Source organism: Bradyrhizobium sp., assembly GCF_030654605.1.
In the GTDB taxonomy this organism is placed as follows: domain Bacteria; phylum Pseudomonadota; class Alphaproteobacteria; order Rhizobiales; family Xanthobacteraceae; genus Bradyrhizobium.
Genome location: NZ_JAURXB010000270.1, coordinates 1 through 21998, shown reverse-complemented (window position 1 = coordinate 21998; position 21998 = coordinate 1). Strand labels below are relative to the sequence as shown.

General features: G+C 59.8%; 16 protein-coding genes and 1 tRNA gene. 11 read left to right on the top strand and 6 right to left on the bottom strand.

Features of this window, described 5'->3' with window-relative positions; genetic code table 11:
• Positions 1-113: 113 nt before the first annotated feature.
• The 7 genes from Q7U29_RS24275 (at position 114) to Q7U29_RS24245 (ending at position 8700) form a co-directional block, all read left to right on the top strand.
• Positions 114-719, top strand: coding sequence for a Spy/CpxP family protein refolding chaperone (locus tag Q7U29_RS24275; RefSeq protein WP_304745587.1), 606 nt, complete (start codon positions 114-116; stop codon positions 717-719).
• Between the two features lie 174 nt (positions 720-893).
• Positions 894-969: transfer RNA gene (locus Q7U29_RS24270), tRNA-Lys, on the top strand.
• Positions 970-1447: 478 nt separating this feature from the next.
• A complete protein-coding gene (locus tag Q7U29_RS24265) occupies positions 1448-2566 on the top strand; it encodes a hypothetical protein (RefSeq protein ID WP_304745586.1) in 1119 nt (372 codons plus the stop codon).
• Complete coding sequence (locus Q7U29_RS24260; RefSeq protein WP_304745584.1) at positions 2563-4470, top strand: hypothetical protein; 1908 nt, start codon at positions 2563-2565, stop codon at positions 4468-4470. The genes Q7U29_RS24265 and Q7U29_RS24260 overlap by 4 nt, the downstream gene beginning before the upstream one ends.
• A gap of 6 nt (positions 4471-4476) precedes the next feature.
• A complete protein-coding gene (locus Q7U29_RS24255; RefSeq protein WP_304745582.1) occupies positions 4477-5592 on the top strand; it encodes a hypothetical protein in 1116 nt (371 codons plus the stop codon).
• Between the two features lie 108 nt (positions 5593-5700).
• Entirely contained in the window at positions 5701-7686 is a 1986-nt protein-coding gene (locus tag Q7U29_RS24250; RefSeq protein WP_304745580.1) for a hypothetical protein, read from the top strand.
• Positions 7687-7716: 30 nt separating this feature from the next.
• Entirely contained in the window at positions 7717-8700 is a 984-nt protein-coding gene (locus Q7U29_RS24245; protein WP_304745578.1) for a PfkB family carbohydrate kinase, read from the top strand.
• A gap of 2 nt (positions 8701-8702) precedes the next feature.
• On the opposite strand, the gene Q7U29_RS24240 is transcribed toward Q7U29_RS24245, so the two are convergent.
• The gene (locus Q7U29_RS24240) at positions 8703-9203 is read right to left on the bottom strand and encodes an NADAR family protein (RefSeq protein WP_304745576.1); all 501 of its coding nucleotides are present in this window, start codon (positions 9201-9203) and stop codon (positions 8703-8705) included.
• A gap of 12 nt (positions 9204-9215) precedes the next feature.
• On the opposite strand from Q7U29_RS24240, the gene Q7U29_RS24235 reads away from it, so the two are divergent.
• A complete protein-coding gene (locus Q7U29_RS24235) occupies positions 9216-9632 on the top strand; it encodes a hypothetical protein (protein ID WP_304745574.1) in 417 nt (138 codons plus the stop codon).
• A 218-nt stretch (positions 9633-9850) separates the two neighbouring features.
• On the top strand, positions 9851-11404 hold the full coding sequence (locus tag Q7U29_RS24230) for a hypothetical protein (protein ID WP_304745572.1): 1554 nt from the start codon (positions 9851-9853) through the stop codon (positions 11402-11404).
• Positions 11405-11591: 187 nt separating this feature from the next.
• On the opposite strand, the gene Q7U29_RS24225 is transcribed toward Q7U29_RS24230, so the two are convergent.
• Positions 11592-12728, bottom strand: coding sequence for a hypothetical protein (locus Q7U29_RS24225; RefSeq protein WP_304745570.1), 1137 nt, complete (start codon positions 12726-12728; stop codon positions 11592-11594).
• Positions 12729-13221: 493 nt separating this feature from the next.
• Between Q7U29_RS24225 and Q7U29_RS24220 the strand changes: the two genes are divergently transcribed.
• Positions 13222-13557, top strand: a complete 336-nt coding sequence (locus Q7U29_RS24220; protein ID WP_304745569.1) for a hypothetical protein — start codon at positions 13222-13224, stop codon at positions 13555-13557.
• A 79-nt stretch (positions 13558-13636) separates the two neighbouring features.
• On the opposite strand, the gene Q7U29_RS24215 is transcribed toward Q7U29_RS24220, so the two are convergent.
• The 3 genes from Q7U29_RS24215 to Q7U29_RS24205 are packed head-to-tail and all read right to left on the bottom strand — an operon-like array spanning position 13637 to position 19739.
• Positions 13637-15865, bottom strand: a complete 2229-nt coding sequence (locus Q7U29_RS24215; RefSeq protein ID WP_304745567.1) for a DEAD/DEAH box helicase — start codon at positions 15863-15865, stop codon at positions 13637-13639.
• Positions 15862-17184 carry an ATP-binding protein gene (locus tag Q7U29_RS24210; protein WP_304745565.1) on the bottom strand — a complete coding sequence of 441 codons (1323 nt, stop codon included), beginning with the start codon at positions 17182-17184 and terminating at the stop codon, positions 15862-15864. Before Q7U29_RS24210 ends, Q7U29_RS24215 begins: the two co-directional genes overlap by 4 nt.
• Complete coding sequence (locus tag Q7U29_RS24205; protein WP_304745563.1) at positions 17181-19739, bottom strand: TerB N-terminal domain-containing protein; 2559 nt, start codon at positions 19737-19739, stop codon at positions 17181-17183. Before Q7U29_RS24205 ends, Q7U29_RS24210 begins: the two co-directional genes overlap by 4 nt.
• A gap of 1025 nt (positions 19740-20764) precedes the next feature.
• Between Q7U29_RS24205 and Q7U29_RS24200 the strand changes: the two genes are divergently transcribed.
• Positions 20765-21409, top strand: coding sequence for a hypothetical protein (locus Q7U29_RS24200; protein ID WP_304745561.1), 645 nt, complete (start codon positions 20765-20767; stop codon positions 21407-21409).
• A 20-nt stretch (positions 21410-21429) separates the two neighbouring features.
• Here Q7U29_RS24200 and Q7U29_RS24195 read toward each other — a convergent pair.
• A partial coding sequence (locus Q7U29_RS24195; RefSeq protein ID WP_304745559.1) for a PD-(D/E)XK nuclease family protein occupies positions 21430-21998 on the bottom strand: 569 nt, incomplete at its 5' end.

The window sequence follows — 21998 nt, the reverse complement described above, 5'->3', positions numbered from 1 at the left end:
GCTTGGCAACTGCAGATTACATCTTGGTAAGAGTGGTCACTCTGTCCAAACTGTAAGTTGATTGGCAGGCCGGGCGCGCTCATCTTCAGGCCAACCGTTCCAAGGAGGTTCGCATGAAGAAGTTCGCCATCGCCGCGGTCGCGGTGCTCGCCATCGCCGGTTCCACCGCGGTCTATGCCCAGCATCACCGCTCATGGTCCCACCACCACGAGCGGATCAACCCGGAGGACCGGGCAGCCTTCGCCGACGCGCGTATCGCTGCGGTCAAGGCCGGCCTGAAGCTCAACGCCGAGCAGGAAAAGCTGTGGCCGCCGGTCGAGGCCGCGGTGCGGGACTTTGCGAAGTTGCGGATCGACCGCGCCAATGCGCGGATGAACGCGCGGCGCGACGATTCCGGGGATGCCCAGAGACCGGATCCGGTGACGCGCCTGCGCGACCGCGCCGAGAACATGGCGACCACCGCGGCGGCGATGAAGCGCATCGCTGACGCGGCGGATCCGCTCTACAAGACCCTCGACGACGGCCAGAAGCGCCGCCTCTCCGTCCTGACCCATATGGAAGGCCGGTCCGGCCGCGGCGGCTGGCGCCATCACGGATACCACCGCGGCATGGACCGCGACGACGGCGCCCGTGACCGCGGTTTTGAGCGGGATCGCTACGATCGGGACGGCGGTCCGGGCAGGGATCGCGGCGACCGGGGCGGCCCCGAGCGGCTCTAGCGGCGGCCCGGCCTCAATCGACCGAAATACCTCAAAAGCCGCCGGATTCCGGCGGCTTTTCTGCCTTTCCATTGCGTCGAGATGAGCCGGGGAATACCCCGCCACGTTGCTGGACATCGGGGAATCGCTTTGCTAAACGACGCCCTCTTGTGAAGGCTTTTCCGGGCCAGTTCCGGGCGCATAGCTCAGTTGGTAGAGCAGATGACTCTTAATCATCGGGTCCCAGGTTCGAGCCCTGGTGCGCCCACCATGCCCTTCAAGAAACCCAGTAAAATCAGCCCTTTCTGACCTCGGGCCGGTGGCTGTCTAGGAGCGAAAGATCGCCCGACCGCTCGGGTCACACTGGGGTCACGAAGTTGGTTGTCAGCGGCAGCTTTCAATGTGACACGGTATCCGCTGCGCAAGGCGCGCCGATCTAACGGCAACGCACACCCAATGTGCGATCGCCAACTCTGACCGGGATCGTGCCTTTCAAAGGGACATACCGGGGGCGTGACGGGCCAAGCGGAAGGCCAACACCGTTCAAGACTGGTCTCGCTTATAAGCCATGAGGGCAGACTGAGCGGCCCGGACCGGACCGATCCCTTACTAAGCCATTCGGCTATCCACCATCGGTTGCTCGGTTCTCCGCCACCAGTATAACGAGTTGCGAACTGGCACCGTGCCAGCGCTGATTCGGCGGTTTCAGAGACGAAGCTCTTACAGAAGAGGCTCATTTGAACGACAGGATGGCTCTGAGTCTCCTAGCTGAAGTGATGGGCTGGCCAGAGGACGATCAGGCGGTAGCAACTCACGAATATGCCTGGCTACGAATGATGTCCGCGGTGAAGTACGACGGATACTCGTATTTCCGGGCAGGCGTGCGCTTTCTTGAAAGTCTGGCCTTTTGGCTCAAGCAATTCGCTCCGGAAGACCGATCCGCCGCATACGATTTCATCAAGCGACGCCTTGTCTATATCTCGCTGCCCGAAATGCAATGCCTGGTCGAAACCTTCTTGCCCGAGGTCGTCACGCCACATGTCCGGCGAATGGTCGCCCTTCAACTCGGAATCAAACCCTATGAAGTATGGGCTGACAAAAGCGGTGCGGACGCGTTCAAGCGGTGCCTGCGCAAGACCTTATTCGTCGGAATGAGCGACGGGAGTCGCATCGATATGCTTCGCCGCGCGAATGCCGGCCGAATTTCGACCGAGCAGGTCGTTCCGATGATGAACGTCGACAAAGAGAAATGGCTCGATCTCAGCAAGAACCTCAGGCAAGTCCAAGGCATGACGCCTTGCGAGAAATTCGATTGTGTATACCTGATCGACGATTTCACCGCTTCCGGCACAACGTTCATTCGCAACATCGACGGCGCGTGGAAGGGAAAACTGAAGAAGTTCAACGATCTGATTCGTTCTGCGCGCGACGAATTGGACGACGAGTTTCCAATCGCGGAAAACTACGAGCTGCATATCCACCACTACATTTCAAGCGCTCAGGCCCGGCTGGCCCTGGTGGAGCGGCTGGAACTCGCCAAAGCGGAATGGAGCGAATGGACCTGCTCCGACTACAAGGTTACAGAGAGCCTTCTGCTGCCGGACTCCTTGCCTCTTGCGCGGCCCATTGATGGGGCAATGCTCGATCTCGGTGACAAGTACTACGATCACGAGATATTCACACGAGCTGAGAAGCACTGCCGCGAAGCGGGACAGAGTGACATGAAGCTCGGATATGCCAATTGCGCTCTCCCCATAGTGCTCGAGCACAACACACCGAACAACAGCGTCCCGTTATTGTGGGCCGAAACGACAGGAAAGATGCGGTCTCTGTTCTATCGACGCGACAGACATGGGTCTCTGCAATGACCAATCCCTTTCTGAGGCGCGCGACGGAGTACATACGAGACGATTCCGCATTTCTTGCGATCGTCAGTCCGGAGCCGTTGACGACCTTCGTGGCCAAGCACAAGAAGCGCTCGCTCTTGTTCGATCATCCGGTTCGGGTGATCGGAACGCCGGGAAGCGGCAAGACCATGATGGCGAGCCTCGTCGAGTTTCGCCTCGTCGAGGCGATCCTTCGCGACCAAAGCAGCGAGAACAACCGATCACTTGCCTCCGTTCTGGCGAGCTGTGGCTTCACGGAGAACGAGCGCCCCAAAATTGCAGCCGTCAGAATTCCGATGGAGTCGGAATACCGGGACTTTTGGGAGCTTCCCTACGAGCCCGCGGTCAAGACCAAGCTTGTCTCGGGCCTGATCCAGGCCCGGACTATCCTTGCGCTGGTTCGAAACCTGACGTCAAACCGCCGGCGGCGTCTTAACGAAATCAAGTTCATCCCGCGCGAGGGGGCAGGGGCGCAGCTCGAACAGATCGGCGGATCAGACGCAGAGAACGTCGTGGCCCGCGCCCGCAGCGTGGAGCGCGCTATTTATTCCATCGGAGCAAGTCTTCTTCCACCCTCTCTGGATCATATCGCGGAAGAGGCGCGCGAGCCTTATCAGCCTTTCGAGGCAATTAAGGAAATCGAGATCGATTGGGACGGCAGCCCCTGTCGGCTGCGGCCTCTGACGATACTGGATGACGTCCACACCCTGCATCCAGACCAGTTCGAGGCACTTTTTCGCGCCCTTGCACGCCGCGAGATCCGTTTCGCGCGCTGGATGATGATGCGAATGGACGCGCTCTCACCGAATGCTGCCTTCAGATCAGCCGACGCGGATGCGTTGCCCGGCTTGAAGGTCGAGCGCGACTATCTCGACATCTTCATGCAGTCCGACAGTGTCCGACTCGATGAGCGTCGTCAGTTCCGCAAGATGGCTGCCGACATGGCCGATAGGTATCTCCGTCACGTTCAACCGCTTCGCGACCGGAACTACAATCGGTTCAAGGATCTGCTGGGCGAGGAGCCGCCCAGGCTTTCGGCGAGCCAGTTGAGCGAATTGCACGCGCTTATCGATCGCGAACAACGAAAATTGCAGATTTCGCCCGATAGACGAAGGAAAATCCAGCAAGCTGTCGAGCGCTATGTCAAGGGAGCGAAATCGCTCGATCTTGGCGAAGAAGTCCAACTCGTAATGACCCGCGTGCTCCTGCATCGATACGCGATCCGGACGTCCGGACAGACAGGGAATCTCTTCGCCGACGATCCCGAGCCGCGCCAGCCGTTGAGGGTCAAGAGCACCATCGCCGATGCCGCTCGCCTCTTCCTCAACCAACTGTTCAATCGACCATTTCACTTCGGACTGGATGATCTCTGCGATGCCAGCAATGAGAATGCCGAAGTCTTTCTTCAGTTGGCCGGAGCGCTCGTCGAGCGGATGGAGACCAAGGCGATTAGAAATCAGGATCCCGCGCTGACACCTGCGCAGCAGCAGGGCGCACTTCGCGACAAGTCGGTACAAATGATAGATTCTTGGGGATTTCCTTTTGCGCGCAAAGTGCGCGCCCTCATCGAGCGGATCGTAACCGATTGTCGCGCAGTGTCCGCTGAGCCGAATGCTCCGTTGGGAGCTGGCGCGAACGCCGTCGCTGTTCTCGAAACGGAGATGAAGGATCTGCTCGCAAGCGAAAGCGAACTCGCGCTCATCCTCAAGTTCGCGATCGCTTACGGGGCGATTGTCGCCATCCGCGACTACGGTCAAGGAGGCAAGATCTGGTGCCTTCTAGAGTTGTCAGGTCCCGTTTGCCTCGCGAGCGGTCTCACGCTCAATCGCGGAGGATTCCTGGAGCGTCGAGTTTCAGATCTCAGTCAGGTCGAGGAAAAGGTCTAGACGGTCATGCGCCGACACTGGGAGAATTGCGTTACCCATTTTGACGATGGCGTGGATCAGTTCATCGATGATTATTTTTCTCAATCGTCCCGCTGCTGTGTTCTCGTAGCAGGCGCCGGGTTCGATCCGAGAGCCAGAAGAATTGCACATCAACTGTCCGCCGCGATGGGAAAGCGTGTGCACGGTCTCTTCATTCGTGAGGACCGCGGCGATCCCGCCATCGCCCTTCAAAAGCTCGCCGACGACAACGAGGCACAGCTCAAAAGCATCATTGCCGACGCGACGGTTGCGCATGTTCAGATTTTTTCCGCAGATGACCGCGCTCCCATTGGCGGTCACGGGGTTCGATCAGCGATAGATGGCTACGGTTGGCCCGAAGGCGTCACCGACATTGTGCTCGACATGAGCGCTCTGTCGACGGGGGTTGGCTTTCCGTTGGCCAGGCTACTGCTCGAATACGCCGAGGCACGACCCACCGTAAGCCTTCACCTGATGGTCGTCTCGAATCCGGAACTTGATGACCGCATCGTCGGAGAGCCGTCGGCGCAAGTGCAGTTTGTTCGAGGATACTCTGGTCCTTCCGGAAGCTACGACGCGCTTCCGGTTGCGCGGATCTGGCTGCCTCAGCTCGGGCGAGGGCGGGTCGAAACACTGCGTAAGATAAGAAATACGCTCGATAGCGTGTATAAAGTATGCCCCGTCGTACCCTTTCCTGCGCGGAATCCCAGGCGGGCGGACGAACTCCTAGCCGAATATCAATCGCAGCTCCTGAATGAATGGGAGGTCGACGCGCGAGATCTGATCTACGTGTCGGAACGAAATCCGCTCGATTGCTATCGGACGATTTCAACCCTCAAGGAGAGATACGATCGAACCGTGGAGGACGTCTTCTTCCCCCAGATCATTCTTTCTCCTTTCGGCAGCAAGGTCACCGCGGTCGGGGCAATGATGGCCGCCATAGAACATGACCTGTCAGTTCAGTACGTCGAGACGTTGCGGTATGAATTTGACCTTATCGGCATGAAGGAATCCTCGCCCCTGCCGGATCTGGCCGTTCATGTATGGCTTCACGGACCTGTTTATGGGAGCTACGATGTCGGATCCGAAAAAGTGGCAAACTAGAGCAGTGGACGTCACCGATTTTCGACCTGTCCGCCGTGGCGGGCCGGAGACAACTCAGCAAATGTCGATACCTTCAGTAACTTGCGCGCCGTCAACAGGACGCCGTCGATGGCCGAGGCAACTCATTCTCAAGAGCGCCATCGACCAAAAAGCATCGGCAAACTAATGACCTCAGTTTTTGCTTCGAAGTTGGACGGGCTGCGGAATACCGTCTCGGCGGCTTGTGGCAATGATACAGGCCTCTTGGCCGAGGCCCTCGAGCGCGCCGCTGAGTATCCCGTAGCCGCCGTCGGAAGCGGAGGCTCTGCCGTTGCCGCCGAGTTCCTGTCTTCTTGCAGGACGTGGCTGCTCCATTCCGCGACGGCAGTGACGACGCCGATGGCGTTCGCGCTCGACCCGGTGTTGCCGAAGTGGGGGGTCTGGCTCTTCACCGCGAGCGGCGAGAACGCGGACATCCGCGCCGCCTTCCAGACTGCGGTCAAGGAACACGCCCGGCGCATCGATGTCGTCACCGCACGTAGCAAAAGCCTGGTCGCCGAAATGGGCGCGGATGGCGCCAGACTTCACATCGTCCCCGTCACCGAGCCGAAGGACGGATTTCTGGCGACGCACTCGCTGACTTCGACCGTGACTTCGCTTCTTCTAGCGAGCGATCAGGTCGCTGGACACGGCATCGCGGAAAGAAGCGACCGAGTGCAGATGAGATCCGAAGACCTCCTATCGTCTTCGGCACGAACTCGCACCATCGAGACGATCGCCCGCGCTTGGGATACCGGGCGCGATACGCTCCTTATCCTGCATGATCCCGCTCTGACCGCCGCGGCCGTCATGATCGAAACCAGTTGTTGGGAAGCGGGCCTCTGCAGGGTACAGCGGACAGACTTCCGCAACTTTGCGCACGGTCGGCATGTCTGGCTTGATCGGCATGGGGAGCACACCGTCGTGCTTTCGTTGACCTGTGATCGCAGCCGGCCCTTCTGGGAGTCGATCGAATCGTGTATTCCATCGTTGATACCACGGATGAATCTTGGCTTCGGCGCAGCCGGCCGCCATACGCTTTTTGATGCGGTTCTGAGCTCGTTCGGCGTCGTCGAAGGTTTGGGAGCGGCGATGGGCATCGATCCCGGAAAACCCGGCGTCGCCGATTTCGGACGCAGGATTTTCGAAAGCCAGGATTTGATTCTCGCGATCAAGGACGAGGATGCGGCCACGCGCCGCAAGCGTCGTTCGGAGCAAAGATCTGACGAGCCGAACAGAACGGCCGCGCCGTGGAGCGCGCGCCGGGACGAGTTTATCGAACGTCTGCGAGTTGCGGAGTTCGGCGCCCTCATCCTCGACTACGACGGTACGATGGTTGCGACGGACAAAAGAGGCAAGCCGCCCACTGGTCCCGTCCTAGACGGCGTTCGCACACTTCTGGATGGTGGCGTCGCGATCGCGCTTGCGACAGGCCGAGGGGGGTCGGTCGGCGAGGAATTGCGGGATTGCCTTTCGGCGGAGCATTGCGAGCGGGTGCTGGTTGGTTATTACAACGGAGCGCACATCGCTCCGCTATCCGTCGACATCCGGAAAACTTCCCTGAAGCCTGATGCCGCGATATTGGACGCTTTCGATAGCATCCGGGCCGAAAGCGGGATGTTCCTGGATGGATGGCTTCCTAAGGAGAATCCCTTTCAGATCACGATAGCCATAGACAAGCTTGCGTCGTCGGCTGACGGGTTACGCAGGCTGCGCGCGATAGTGGGATCACGTTCGGAGCTGAAAATGGTCCGCTCCGGTCACTCGATCGACATATGCCCGGCGTGGGCGGCCAAGCCGCGTGTCCTGGATGCAGTCCGAACCAAGATGGCCGAAGGCCATCTTCAGATGCTCGCGATCGGCGACAGCGGTGATCGTCATGGCAATGACTACGATCTGCTTGGTGGAGACTTCGGATTGAGCGTGGACCGGGTGTGCGAACGCGAGATTTCCTGTTGGAATCTTCTGCCAGGCGACGTTTCGGGTCCTGACGGTCTGTTAAGGATACTCGGCGGCATGCGCCTTACGGGGGCGGGCCGCGCGCGATTGGACGTATCCGTGCTGCGGCGGCTCTGATAGAATGTTCATGTTATGGTCCAATTGAGATTGAAAGAACCCACACCGCGGTCGGCACGCCCTGCCGTCGCAGGCACCGGTCTGACAGCCGTCGACCGGATCTATTGGGACGACTATGCCGCTCCGACGGAAGCCCTTGGCGGATCGTGCGGGAATGTCCTTCTATCGCTGGCAATGCTGGGTCATCCGGTCTTCCCGGTCGTCAATCTCGGCGACGACGACCACGGTCGTTTCCTGTTCGACGAGTTCGAGAAGGCCGGGTGCGAGACGCGCTTCGTCTCAAGAGCGCATACGGGAAGTTCTCCGGTCATCGTCGAAATAGTCGATACAGCGAATGCGACTCACCGGTTCACTTCGACGTGTCCCCAGACGTTCGTCCGTTTTCCAAAATGGCGCTCGATCGATCGCGACCACGTTTGCCAGGCCGCGGACACGTTGAAATCCGTGTCGGTTTTTTACGCCGACCGTGTTTCGGAATCGATCGTGCTTGCGATGGAAGAGGCCAAGCGAGCGGGTGCGTTGGTCTTCTTCGAGCCGGCATCCGCTGACGATGAGATGTTCGATAGAGCCGTGCGCTGCGCCACCGTGATCAAGCTGTCCGACGAGACTTCAGGGAAAAGCATCGCGGACTGCAACCTCAATCCGGAATCCATAGTTATCAGAACCCACGGTGCGCTCGGACTGACGGTTTCCAACAGAAGCGTCCGACGTCACTTTCCTTCCAGCTTCGCACCGCGGGTCGTCGACACATGCGGATCGGGAGACATGGTGACGACCGGTCTGCTGGATCTCATTTTGAAGCGCTGGTATCGGGAGGGAAGCTGGAAGGTTGACGATGTCTTCGACGGAGTCGAAGTCGGACAGCGCCTGGCAGCACTGAATTGCGGTTTTACCGGCGCCCGCGGACTTTTCCTGGCGGCGGGTGGGAGCCACGTCCGCGAGATGCTCGACCGAGGCCTCGACGAGGCATCCACCTCGTACGTGACCACGCTCGGAAGCTGTAACCGCTATTGAACCTATTCAGCGGCCTGCATGGCGATCTTGCGTCGCCGCTTGTTGTTGCTTAGAGAAAGATGCTCGCGAACTTCCATCAAGAGAATCCCGAGCATATTCTTGCCGCCCTTGCCGGGCACTTCTCCCCAAAGCCTATTTACTGCGTTGTCGACGGTTGCCGTCTCGATCAGTACGGCATCCTTCGTGTCGAGAAGTATGGCCGCCAAATCGGGGTGTTCGGTAAATTTTGCCATGAGGACGCCTCTCATGCGGTCGAACTTGATTCTCGACCAGTCCGGAGCGATGTCCCACTGGTAGAGGCCATGCGCTGCCATCGCGAGCAACGCCGGTGAGGGGGCGGCCATAAGCCACTCGCGCACGTCATCCTTGCGCGCTTTCCCGGCTTGGTAGGCGTGTTCGGAGGTCGGGTAGATGCGCCCCTCGAACGTGATCGGCCGCCTGTAGAGATTGCTGAACACGCCATATGGCTTCTCGCTTGCACGATAAAAGCGGATTTCCTTCATGACAGACCCCTTGTGAAGACTTACTTTTTGCATTATTGCATAAACGTGACGCGCAGAAAAGCTGAAATTAAAAGTATTGTTGGACGGCCCGTCAGCCCCGAGGAGGGAGCGGTCGAGGCAGTCGCTTGCGTCGAAAAACTTAAGAATAAGCTAAAAATAAGTAATTCGGCGTTAGCAAAGCTTGTCAACGTGAACCAATCTAGCGTCCATCGCGCGATGAGCCGCAGGCCACCGAGGCTAACTCCTACTTTGCAAATAATATGCAATTATGCAAAAAAGCGTCTGAAGATCGACGGTGCGGAGCAGGTAAATAGCGGGAACGATCAGCTCGCCAAGGCGGTTTCAGGCGTATGGGACGGTTCACCCGAACGACTCAATAAGCTGCTGACGTTGCTGCACGACCTCGGTGATCTAGTTTCTCGCGACTGAACGTAGAATCAGGTGGTCGCCGTGCGAGGTCCCGGCAGAGGCCGGTCGTTGCGCCGCCAAGGAAATCGCCGATGCGATGTCTTTAGCCTAAAGCCCGCGAGAGCCACTGCCGTCTGGAGTTGCATTGACTGGCGAAAAGCGCATCGTCAGAACCGGTGGAAGCCGGATCGATAGCGGTCTGACCTCGACCAGGTCCTGATCGGAACGTGGAGTCTTGAATGGAGCGTGACCTGGAATCCGAGCAAATCGGTCTTATCGGCGAGCAGCAGTTCCAGCTACTATGTGCGCAGGCGGGCTTAGTGTGCAACAAGAGCACGGTCGACGTAATGGGCTGGGATTTTATTGTCGAATTCCCGGCAGACCACTTCGGGAGCGCAATCTCGCTGGATCAGCGTCAAGCCAAAGCTGTTCGTGTTCAATTGAAATCGACTCTTCGACGAACGCATAGCAGAGTTCGGCTGAGCTTATCTTCGGTAGACCGGCTCGCGAAGGATCCGCACCCTTCAGTTATTGTTGCCTTCAGAATGAACCACGAAGGGAAGTTGCAGTCTGGCTATCTGGTGCACCTCATAGGTGACGAGCTTGCCCGGGTTCTGAAGAGACTGCGCCTGGCTGAAGCCAACGAGGCGCACGACATAAACAAGACGAACATCAGCTACGATTACGAGAAGCTTGGAACCCGCTTCGAGCCGACCTCCGAGGGGTTGCTGGAAGCTCTAAAGTTCATCTGCAAGGAAGACTCGGCGGCATACACAATTGAAAAGCAAAGACAGCTCGCGGAACTCGGCTATGAGCTGGGACGATTCGAAGCCGAAGCTATCGCGCTCATCGAAGGCCCGCAGCACCTGAACAACGTACTGCTCGGCCTTACTCCGCTCAAACCGGTGCAGTTTCGCGTATTCGACTCGCGATTTGGCATAAGGCTGCCATATCAGGGGGCCTTGTTCGACGATCTGGACGACTTGGTACTTACACCCCCGACTCTTGGCCCCTGTGTCATATCGATTAAGGCGATGGGATTCGGACAGGCCGCTCGCTTCGACGCCGAGATGTTCGTAGGACCGCCGATCGGCGCCGTGGATGGGCCGGAGCTCTTGATCCGGCATCCTGATTTTCTCATCCGTCTGAGGCGCAGCGAGGCGAAGTTTGAGACGCTACATAGGCTGGACGACGTTCGGCGTTCACTCGAACAGCACGCGGAGCTCGCGCGAGCGCTGTCATCGATGGCAGGTGGTCGGGCCGAGCTTACAATATCGGGAACCGCACGCTTTCCGGCAGTCTCACTCCCGTTCGGCGATCTTCTCAGCGGCCCGTACGTTGATCAACTGCCCGCAATCTCGAAATTCCTGGACGGCTGGCAGATGCTCTTGTTGAAGGCCGGCGTGGGTGCGGGAGATGGCTTCAATTTCGACGAAATCTGGACGGCTGATGAAGCGCAGATTGCAGTCGAAATGCTTCTTAGTCCCAAGCCGGTGGCGCGTTTGGAATTCCAAAGCCTTGCGGACGGGAATCAAGCACAGTCGCTCGAGGCGCTACTTTTTCGCACATGCTCGCTCGGGGGAACGAGCTTGACTTACAGCGTAAGAATAATCTTCGAGCACACGGACGACCCCGTTTGGCGATACCGATCGGCACGTTTCGAGGCGCTCGACGTTCGTCCAAAGGTCGTGGACCTTCAGGAATACGGGTACGACCAAGGGGAAGCTCATGGAATAGCGCTGCTTCTCGATCCGCGGAGCCTGACGCTGGATCGAGAGGCTCGGATCCGCTGAATCGGTACCATCGCGTCTCCCGTCCTTAGGTGGGTTTGTTGGGCCGCGGAACGGGTGATCCGGAAAGACGCAAGATTCGGCGAAGGTCTTGAACTCGGCGTCACCGTCTATCAGTCTGTGAATTGCGGCCTGCGTGTCTTGGTGCGCCAATGGCCGCAAAATCGCAGCCACGCGCGGGAGAAAATCATCAGTATCTTCCTCGCGAGCCGCTCTTGTATGCGGCCCAATCCTCCCATTGTTTGACGGCGGCGCCTTCAGTCCGGTCTTCAGTACGGTGCTGCACACCTCTAAAGTTTCCCGAGGCAACCCAAACCGATTCTGACTTTTGACGCGTGTTGACGACGTAAGTCTCGCCTGAAACGGTGACGATGGTTGGCTCTCGCGCGGCGGGTACGGGGACAGCTCCGGCAATCGCAGCTCGCAGGGCTTCAACCGGCCGAACACTCGGCATGACAAAATCCTTTGGCATTTCGACAAATACGTCGCGCGTTGACAACTTCATCAGGCCGGCGAAATGACGCTTCCGTCTTGGGACCGCTTTCTCTGCGTGCTGGCAAATTGCATGCAGCGTAGCTGGCTGAAAGAAAAGTTCCAGATCAGATAGTTTTGCCAAAATCAATTCCGCTCGGCGTATCAGGCCGTCGATTTCTGTTCTGATCGAACCTATGGACGCAGCAACCCGTTGAGCGTCGCCGGTCAGCGACATCGTGACTACCGCAGTCGCGTTCATCAGCCGATCAAATTCGGCGAGGATATCCGTGGGCGCCAGGCACAGGTGCCTGGGCATTGCGACGCCCTCAATCGCCCTGCCGTTGGCCGATTGCACCATTTCGAACACCCAAGACATGTGACTCCGCAAGCGCTCGCTAACAGTGGAAAATTCTTGCAACACGTTCGATGAAGAAATGCGGTCGAGCCAAGTGGAGAACTGTGTAATCGCACTTCGAATCTCTCGCACACGTCGCAGCGCATCGCGACGACCGATGGCAGCCTCGAAGTCTGCGGTGTATTGGTCAAAGTCCTCATTGTAGATTGTCTTGGCGCAGATCCACCCCACCATGAACCGGGCGCCGTCGACATTCATTACGAAGCCGGCCTTGTGCTGATGGCTGCCATGCACACAGGTGAATTCGGGGATTTCCATGCCGCGAAGGTCATATTTGAATTCAACATGCGCGTCTGCGTAGTTGGCCGGCACCTGCCTCACTAGGCCTTCGAGCGTTTCCGGATTGTCGATCTCAAGATCAAGGTCGATCAGCCGATCGTCACTAACATAGGCCCAATGGCCGCGCGTGGTGACGGTCTTCGCCTTCGATTCAGGCATCAAATCTCCCGTATCAAACATTGAAAAGGCAGACTCCGTACGCAGACTCAGTGCAACGTCGCAAGGTACCACAGTCGCGTCGGTGCGGGCTTGGACGACACGCCAACGCGACGAAAACGGGTGGTTTTAGTGCCTTGACCTTATAAGAACATAATGAGAACATTACAAGGCCCGGCAACTCGGAATCGGTCATTGTCGCAGAGCGCCGCGCCAAATCCACAGGCCGACGCGGGCCAGCTTGAAGAGGCAACGGACCAGGCAATAGCGGCGTGCGGTGGTGATCCGCTGCGGACCAAGGCGCGGTTGAGCAGATCGGGTTTTTCAGCCTGAGCCCGGTGGGGCAGGCGATTCAGAAGACTTCCGCATTCAGTGCGTCTCCCCCACGGAGGGCCGGGCTTGAAGTCCGAATGGCGCACTCGTCCTCGAGGCGCGCGACCAGGCGCAGTGCCGCATTTTTGTGACAAGTCATCGCATAGGTCTCGCGGGTCGTCCGATGGTCATCATCCCGGCACTTTCGGCGGCGAAGTCGACGCAGGTCAGAGCGGAACTCTACTATGGCCGGCCGACCGGGGTACTGTCCGGCGTCGATGCGGCAGATCTTGCAATCGAATTTGCTCGCCAAGGAGTCGGCATCAAGCCGACCTATCAGCCTCGCCTCCACGCCAAGGTGCTGGCCTGGGACGATGACAGTCTGGCCGTGACGAGCCAGAATTGGCTTTCGGCGGATCCGGCCAAAGGAGCGTTGCGCCGGGAAATCGGAGTCTTCGTAGAATCGAACAAGGTTGCAGATTTCCGCATTCGTCGCTTCGAACACGCCAGACAAAGCTGATAAGTCGGGCGAAGACGCGGGAGGGTCGGCATGATGATCTGAGCGCGGGAAACCCATGCGCTTCGCGGTCCTCATGGTGTCACTCATCAGCCCAGTCTGCGGGATTGAGAATTCGTCGCGCGACGCTCGGGACAGATTCAGGATCCAGCCTCTCCTTTGCCAAGGCCGCCTTCAAGAGCTCATCCGGAAGGAAATGATCGTATTTCTCCCGATGGAGTTTCGCAGCATGTTCGGCGAGATCGCTTCCGTCAGGAGGTGGAGACGCTGCGATTTCCCTCAGTGTCGTCGAGATGTCCGACGAGTCGCAGTTGGCGACCTCGATGATATGGCCGCTCGCGCTCGCTTCGAAGCCGCGACTCATGAGCGCCAAGGCGAAGGTGTCGAGTTTGGTCGAGCCGACCCAAGGAAAAAGAGCGCAGTCCCTTCCACTTTGCAGCGTTGCAATCCGGTCAAGGCCGAGATCGATGAACGCCGATCGACCCTCGCCCAACAGCTCGCGCGCGACTGCATCCAGAAAGACGGGCACCTCGTTCGAGGCGAGCGTCGATCGCATGGCTTCGGCGACACAATCGTGCACGCCGGAGAAATCCCCTCCAAAACGCGGGGGAAGGGCGGCATTAGTCGCCTTAACTTCGAGCAGCCGGGCCTTGGTGTCGATCGACAAGATTTTCCATCTGCGTCCGCTGAAAATGATAGTCTGCCCCGGCGCCAACGTCTGGTCGATGGGAATGGTACCGATGGTCTTGCCTTCGGCGACGACGCGGAACTCCTCCGTCGTCGTAAACACGGCGTAGAAATCGTGACCGGTCGTAACCCGTTCGCCGGTCTTGCCGAGCATCAACGTCCGGTCCGAGCCCATCTCGAGCAGCGCGGTCTCGGGGCGGGCCATCGCCTTGAGCAGTTCTGCGTAGAACGCCTGGTCGACGGAACGGAACGGCCCGCGTTCGCAAAGTACCTTCCACGCGGAGGCCGGTTGCAAGGCTCCGAACTCGCAGATTATCGCAAGCGTCTGCTGCAGGAGGGTCGACAAGTGCAGGCCCGACGGGCGCGGAGGCTCGCACCATTTCTGCATGAGCAGATCGACCATGGCGACGGCCTGCACGAGATCCAGGCGCAGCTTGTCGGACGGGTGCAGTCCGCCGCCGAACTCCTCCTCGGGGATGTACATCCGCAACACCGCCGGCTTGCCGGCGCGGCGGCCCGATCTTCCGAGCCGCTGCCGGAGCGACGCGACGGACCACCCCGGTCCGACCTGGGCTACGCTTTCGACGTCGCCGATATCGATGCCGAGCTCCAGCGTCGATGTCGCGACCGCGGTCGTGGGCCTCGGGTCGTCACGAAGCCTGGCTTCGACCAGTTCGCGTTCGGACTTGGCGAGGTTTCCGTGGTGGGCGAAAAATTCGTTCGGGAGGCGCTGCGTCTCCGCTATCTCCCGCAGGCGGTCCGTGAAGATTTCCACGTTCCGCCGCGAGCCTCCGAACAGCAGATTCCGCTTTCCGCGCAGCACGCCGAACATGTGCAGAGCCATCTCGGCGTCAGCGCTCGATGGTGGAGGAACCTTCTTGCCTTCTTCGATCGGCGGCCTGCGTCGGCGATAGCCGCGTACCTGGAGAAGGATGTCCTGCGACCCCTCCTGGCTTTCGATGATGTTGACATCGCCGCCGGCACCCGGCCGGAGCTCTTCGGCCGCCAACGCCATGACCCCTAGCGTCGCCGAAAGACCTATCCGGTCTATGCGGTCGCGGCGGGTAGCAACTTCCACGCGGTTCAGGATCGACTGGAGTTGCCTGCCACGCTCGGTCCCGATGAAAGCATGGAGTTCGTCGATGACGAAGGCGTCCAGGCGTCCGAAAAGGTGGTCGACCTGTCGGCCGCGCCGGACCAGCGTCGCCTCCAGCGATTCCGGCGTGATCAGCACGATGCCGGCGGGACGTTCGATGGCCCGCCTGCGTGCATCCGACGAAACGTCGCCGTGCCAGCGGTGAAGCGGTATTTGGCATGTATCGAGAAGCGATTCGAGACGCCGGAACTGGTCGTTGATCAGGGCCTTCAACGGACTGACATAGACGATGGAGAATCCTTGCGGTGCATCCGTGGGCCGCGACAGAATTCTCGAAATTAACGGAAGGAACACTGCTTCGGTCTTTCCCGCCGCGGTCCTTGCGGCGAGGATCACGTCGCCTCCGTCCATCACCGCCGGGATCGCGCGCTCCTGAACGTCGCGCAATTCGGTCCAGCCTTGCGCCCACACCCAACGTTTGACGGGTTCGGCGAGGCGGTCGAATTGCGACGAGGTCGTGGCGGTCACAACTGGAGCCGGCTCAACTCGTTGTCCGAAACGTCCAGCGGCATGCCGGGATCGATCGCATCCGCGGAGGCACCGCGATCCTCGACGATCTCGGCCTCGCCGATCAACGAGCGCCAATCGGCCTTCGGATTCTGCTCGAGGATCGAGAGAAGGTCGACGAACGCCTTCACGCTGTTTCGGGGGGTCCGGAAGTAGCTGTCTCCGATGCGTTCGCGGCAATGGGTGGCGAAAGCGTCCAGCGCCTCGTCGGGCACGAGGAATTTCGCCGGGTCGCCCCCGGCAAACAAGGCTCTTAGCCGCTCGAACAGGACGAGAAGTTCATCTGGGGTGAGGTTCTGGAGCCGGATGACGGGCCCAGAGTAGTCGGCGAAGCCTCCCTTCGCGAAGGTATTCTCGGCCAGCCTCGATTGAATAGCTCCGTCGGCGTAGAGCCCGCGTCGGGTATCGAGCAGGAAGTCCGGTGTTCCTCCGAGAGCGAAGCCGATGCCTTCGGCCGAGCCCTGGAGCACGTCGTTTATGATCCGAAGGATCTGATCGAAATTCATCTTTCGGGATTGCGCGCTCTGCAATTTGTACAAGGTGACAAGTTCGTCGAGGCAGACAAAAAGTCCCGAATAGCCGGCGTGACGGACGAACCGCCCCATGAGCTTCAGATTATCGTAGACGTTTCCGTCGTCGATGATCGTCCGGACATCGAGCTCCTGCCGCGCGGCAGTCTTGTTGACGTACTCGCCCCGCAGCCATCGGAGCGCGGCGGACTGCATCTCGTCCGATCCTTCCTCATAGCCGCGCGCGTAGGCGGTGACGACCGACGCGAATTCGTATCCGCCCGCCATCTGCCTGACGTCCTCGAGCTTCGTCCTTATCTCGTCCGCCGTAGCAACGCCTTTGGCCTTTGCTTCGTCGGCGGCCTTGCCGATGAACCTTTCCAGTATATTGCGTAACGCGCCGCCATCCGGCGAGGTTCGCGTCGCGGTGTTTTGCGCAAGTTCCGCATAGAGGGCGCGTGCATGACCGGTGGTCGAGTGCAGGCGCTTGTCCGGCGATAGGTCCGCCTGCATGACGACGAGATTCTTGGCCAGGGCGAGCTGCCTTACCAGGAACAGGAAGAAGGTCTTGCCGGCACCGTATTCACCTATGACGAAGCGCAGCGCGCCGCCGGCGGCCGCGACACGATCAACGTCGGAAAGAAGAGCCTCGATCTCGCGCTTGCGGCCGACCTGGATATGCTGAAGTCCGATTCGAGGAACGACGCCGGAGCGCAGCGCGTTGAGGATGGTTTCCCGGTCCTTCGATTTGATGACGGGTTGCTTTGTCATTCAGCCGCCTCGGAGAACTGCCCTGCAACAATATCGCGATTGACGATGATCGGATCGCCATCCTCGAGGAGGAGGTCGTCGTACCGGTCGAACCCCCAGGAGTTCAAATTCTCAAGCGCCGCGCCTGGTGTCAACGACAGCTCGCGCGCCAGCCGATCGAAATCCGCCCGCGGCCAACTTTCTCGTTCCAGCAAAGCCTGCAGAAGGTTTGCGAGGCGCGGCTCCAGAGCGTCTAACTGGTTTCCGGGAGTAACCGTCGGAACATCGTCGGTTTCGTGTGCGCCGAACACGTCCGCAAGGATTGCCGCCGCCGCCTCCGTTTCCGCGCGGATTGCGGCCCTTCGATCGACCGGCTTGGGCGCCGCGGGAACAGCCCGCGCCCGAGGTTGATCGTTACTTGCTGCCGGTGGCGCCGTCGGGGCGCGCGGGATGGCATAGCCTGTCGGTTGGACTTCACCGGGCAATCGCACCGGTTCGTCGTCCTGGTTGGCGGCCGTCGCCTTGTGAAGGCCCGCGTAGAGCCGCTCAGGATCTAGGTTCAGTTGACGGTAAATTCGCTCGAGCAGCGCGACTTCGGTTCGTTCATGCGAGCCGCCGGCCGAAGCGAGCCCGACCAGCAGATCGGCGATCTGGGCGCGCTCTTCGTGCGGGACTGCCGCGAGCTTGCGTCGAAGGCTTGCCAGCGCAACTGGGCGTAATTCCAGCCATCGGAGGTCGGCGCTCAGCCGGCGGCGCTCGTTTTCGGTTACGCCGTTTGCATTGGCAACCATTCCTTCGAGCGACAGCCGCTCGGCCGGTTGCAGGCCGCCGTCGGCCTTGCCGACGAGAATGCCGAGAGCGACGGTGAGAAGCGCGCTACGATAATGAGCCGAGGCGGCCTCCAAGGTTTCCGTTGGCGCATCAAGTTCGAAGAGAAGGATAGACTCGTGATCGGCGCCGAACGAGAATCCAGGACCGGGAACGACGCCCAGCCCGAACTTTCCCAGAGTTTCGGCAAGCTCCCGCAGCTTTGCCGATGTTATGTTTCCAGGCTGGGCCGCATTTACTCGGTCAAAAAGTTGCGCGGCAGGAACGATTTCCTCCGCCAGCACGTGTTCGTACAACCAAGTCAAAGGATTATTCGGCAGATCCTTGATGGCAAGTGTCCTCTGCGCGGGTGGCAACAACGCGATCGCATGTAGTGAACCCCCATGCTCGGGTGCCTTTGCTACACGTCTGCTGTAACGGTCGAGCTGCTCGGTGCAGTCGTCGAGGATGTTTCGGCCGAGCGCGAGCGCGTCGCTGCAGCCGGACGCATCGGGCAGCGAACCGAAGGCGTCCGTCAGATCCGAGACGAACGTGCCGCTTGCCGACCGGTACAATATTTCGGCACGGGGCAGGTTGCGACTGTCGAGAACTAGCCCGCGCGGGAAGCGCCGTTGGCACTCTTCTTCGAACATGGATTTCAGTTGGGTGAAGGCGCGGCGCGCCGGCGTCTTCACCCTGGTTTCGGGATGGGACATGGTCCAGGACAGCAGCCATTGTGGCTCGATCGGCAGATTATCCCGCAGGCGCCGGCCGATCGCGATCTTCACGCTTGCCGGAATGTCGCCGCCGGCGGCCTCGTAGACGGGAACCGCGTCGCGGTCGCTTCCCAGTTCGAGCAGTTGGATTGCCGACAGCAGCTCCGTTCCGTAACGGTGAAAGGACCGGTTTCCGCCATAGATTTCAAGGAGCCGGACCAGTTCGCGTTCGATAACAGCCCAATCTTCCTCGGATCTCTCCAGGATTGCCCGGCGTTCCAGCGCATAGAAATATACGAAGACATATCCGATGTACGTATCCGGTGCGTTTCGCAGAGATGCCATCCAATTGAGAAACGCGAGCCGCGAGCCCGGGTTCATCGATCCATAACTGGGCCAATAGTTCATCTGCTGGCCGACAGTGTCCGCACTGCCGCCCACCGGCAGCGAAGGATCGATGAGACAATTGTCGTGGTCGGAGGATGAGTTCGACGTCGGAAGCCGGGAGCCTACATACGCCGGGCCTGCAATCTTTCTTCGGCCGACGGCTGCGGCCATTCCAAACGGGATCCACGCAGCATCACCATCGGCACGAACGCAGGACAAGTCCGCCACGGGTTGAATCGCGATGATGTCGGCAGGAGGCGCCGCTGGTGGAGCGGATGATTTTCCCGGGAACGGCTCCTGACGATAATCATTGTTGATCCGGACCTTACGTCGTCGAAGGGACAAGCCCTTCAACGCGAGCACTGTGAAAGTGATGATCGATAAGATTGCAAACCCGAGCAGATTGCTTGGCTCGGGCCTCGTTGCTTCTGCCGGTCCCATCGATTTGACGGCAGGGGAATGACCGTCGGCCTGTGTCAATTCGGCGGGTGGCGCTGAGTGGTTTGGTTGACGCGCTAAAGGGGGCGCGGTCGAAGGGGGATCCACCGGAACGAGCTTCGATTTGGGCCGATCGCCGCCGACCGTTTGTTCTTGGCGGCCTTGCGAAGCCCACCACGGAGCCTGCGGCGCAGAGCCGTTGCTTTGTTCGGCCGGAAGTTTCGCCAACCTTGATTGGTAGTTTGTCCACTCCGGGGTTATCGGGGAAGTCTGAGCGGGGGGCCGAGTTCGTGGGACCGGGGATTTGGCGGGACGAGCCGTACGGATGGGCACAATTTGATCCGACGGCGCGGCCACGGCGTCCGGCCTGGCGGCGCGAACAATCGCTTGGGGGGTTGGGCCGGCGTGAACCGGAGGGGAGACAGGTGTTTGGGCCGCTGCAGCGGCGGCCGAAAAGGGCACGACAAGCAGGCCGACAATCTGCCCTACGCTATACATTCGGACGCGCATGGGCGCTCCCCCGGAGGCCGCGCTCCGATACTCTATCGGCTGCTGCAGCCTCCTACCCCAGAAGTTGCAAAAGCCTACGTTATCGTGTGACCTTCCGCTAGGGCGTTTTACGGCTCGCCGGGAGCAGATTCCCAAGCAAACTCTGTGCTTTCGCAGTAGGATGAAGCATTCCCGCAGTATGCGGTTTGGTCGTTTTCGGCCTTGGGACTGCGAGACTGGTCCCCGAAATATCGGTGGATCGATGTGACGCCCCGTGCCGATTGTTCCGGCAACCGGCCAAACCTCAATCCGCGGTTGTTCCAGGTTTACGTAGAGCATCCTGGCTTCTGCGTTCAAAGTTTCGCCGGCTTGGCGGCTCGTTTCGTTAGCAACCGCAGGGCAGTCGCCGAGAATTCGGTGCGAGTACCATCGTGACAAGGCGGATCCCGTCAGCTTGCCAACTCGAATTGGGTCGGGACCTCCCAAGCCGTCTTATGGTTCCAAACTGGACTCGGATGCGCGGTGCGGGCCCCATCATGATTGGATAGTCTTCAATCTCGCATACCGTGCCGAGATCACCGGACCTTATTTCGGGACGCTGCTGGCCAGCGATTAGGCGGACCTGGTCTCCAACGGAGAAGGGACAGTCGTCGCGTTCGCTGACGATGAAGGCGCCAGCCGCGACCTCGGCGCTGACATCCAAGGCATCATGATCGGCGCCGCCCGGTCCGCCAGAGGATTTCTGGCGGTATATCGAAAACGAAATGCCGCAGAAATTCGGCTCGCCGCTTCGCTCCAAGCTGAAGAAACGGTACTGGGAGCGCAGCGATGTTTCCGGTCATCCCTTCGTAATCGCGATTGCCGACTTCCATTCACCGGGCTCGATGATCTGGTCGCATACGGCGCTTCCGCTCTATCTGTACGGCATCGGGGTCGACATCTGGTACGGAAAGGACGGAAGCAAGCACGGGGTCGAACGGAAGGCCAGGGAGCACGTGGTCGGCGGAAAGGTCGTACCCACCAACTTTTTCGGGCAGGCCGACACCCGGCACGTGTCGGCGATTCTGTTCTCGAACGCCGGGACGATGGCGAAATTCAACAGGATGGGCGTTTTGGCCGGATTCGGCGACCCGGACGTCAAGCTTCGGCGTAAAGGCGGCTTCAACGATCCGGCGCCCGGTGCCTTTGACGAGATCCCGTTCGAAATGAACATCGAAGATTCGGATTACGCTGAACGGTGGGCGGACGAGATCGAGATTTACCACAATCCCGACGCGGCGGTTCCATTGCATGAGGAAATCTTCGAAGGGACCACCCAGTTTTTTCTCGAGGAAGGAGAGTTCGTTTGGCGGGGGCCGTCGCCGAGGGTTCTCTACTCCTCGACGATGTCCGTTGCGCTGAAGGATTGATCGCGACGCAGTCGGCTTCCCTACCGCCGACCCTCGATCCAGACGACCTCGCCGAGGCTCATATAGACGATGGCGCCCTTCGGGGCTCCGATCAACGTAACGTAGTCGGTCAATTGCGCGATATGGCCGGATCGGTCTTCCCGGCTGGGCGACACGTCGCTCTTCCAGTCCAGCACGGCGAGTAGGACGTTCTCTTGTACGGCCACCGCGTCGGCGCGGCCGGCGGTCAATATCCGGTCTCGCGAATTCGACCAGATTGGCACCTCGGAAACGAGATGCGGTCTCAGCGCGGCGATTTCCTTGAACTTGAGCGTGCGCGCCGCGGTGCGGGCCATTTCGGCAGGGTCGGGATGAGATGAAGGGGCCTCTCCGCCCAGGCCGGTCAATTCGCGCAACAGCGTATCGGCGCGTTCTTCGACCTGGGCTGGATCGCCGTCGTCCAATTCTCCGGTGAGAAACTCCTCCATCAGCTTGTGCAGCACGATACCGCGCAGCCGCCCGCCACCGGGCGCTTGGACGAATTCGAAGGCGTCGTCGATACTGCGGGCGGTCGGCTCAAGAACCTCCGCGCGGTCATCGTCGTGGGGGG

Bases quoted from the DNA above. Each gene is read 5' to 3' on its own strand.
- Q7U29_RS24275 (WP_304745587.1), top strand. From the start codon at position 114: ATGAAGAAGTTCGCCATCGCCGCGGTCGCGGTGCTCGCCATCGCCGGT.
- Q7U29_RS24265 (WP_304745586.1), top strand. From the start codon at position 1,448: ATGGCTCTGAGTCTCCTAGCTGAAGTGATGGGCTGGCCAGAGGACGAT.
- Q7U29_RS24260 (WP_304745584.1), top strand. From the start codon at position 2,563: ATGACCAATCCCTTTCTGAGGCGCGCGACGGAGTACATACGAGACGAT.
- Q7U29_RS24255 (WP_304745582.1), top strand. From the start codon at position 4,477: ATGCGCCGACACTGGGAGAATTGCGTTACCCATTTTGACGATGGCGTG.
- Q7U29_RS24250 (WP_304745580.1), top strand. From the start codon at position 5,701: ATGGCCGAGGCAACTCATTCTCAAGAGCGCCATCGACCAAAAAGCATC.
- Q7U29_RS24240 (WP_304745576.1), bottom strand. From the start codon at position 9,203: ATGAAGGAAATCCGCTTTTATCGTGCAAGCGAGAAGCCATATGGCGTG.
- Q7U29_RS24230 (WP_304745572.1), top strand. From the start codon at position 9,851: ATGGAGCGTGACCTGGAATCCGAGCAAATCGGTCTTATCGGCGAGCAG.
- Q7U29_RS24225 (WP_304745570.1), bottom strand. From the start codon at position 12,728: ATGCCTGAATCGAAGGCGAAGACCGTCACCACGCGCGGCCATTGGGCC.
- Q7U29_RS24220 (WP_304745569.1), top strand. From the start codon at position 13,222: ATGGTCATCATCCCGGCACTTTCGGCGGCGAAGTCGACGCAGGTCAGA.
- Q7U29_RS24210 (WP_304745565.1), bottom strand. From the start codon at position 17,184: ATGACAAAGCAACCCGTCATCAAATCGAAGGACCGGGAAACCATCCTC.
- Q7U29_RS24200 (WP_304745561.1), top strand. From the start codon at position 20,765: ATGCCGCAGAAATTCGGCTCGCCGCTTCGCTCCAAGCTGAAGAAACGG.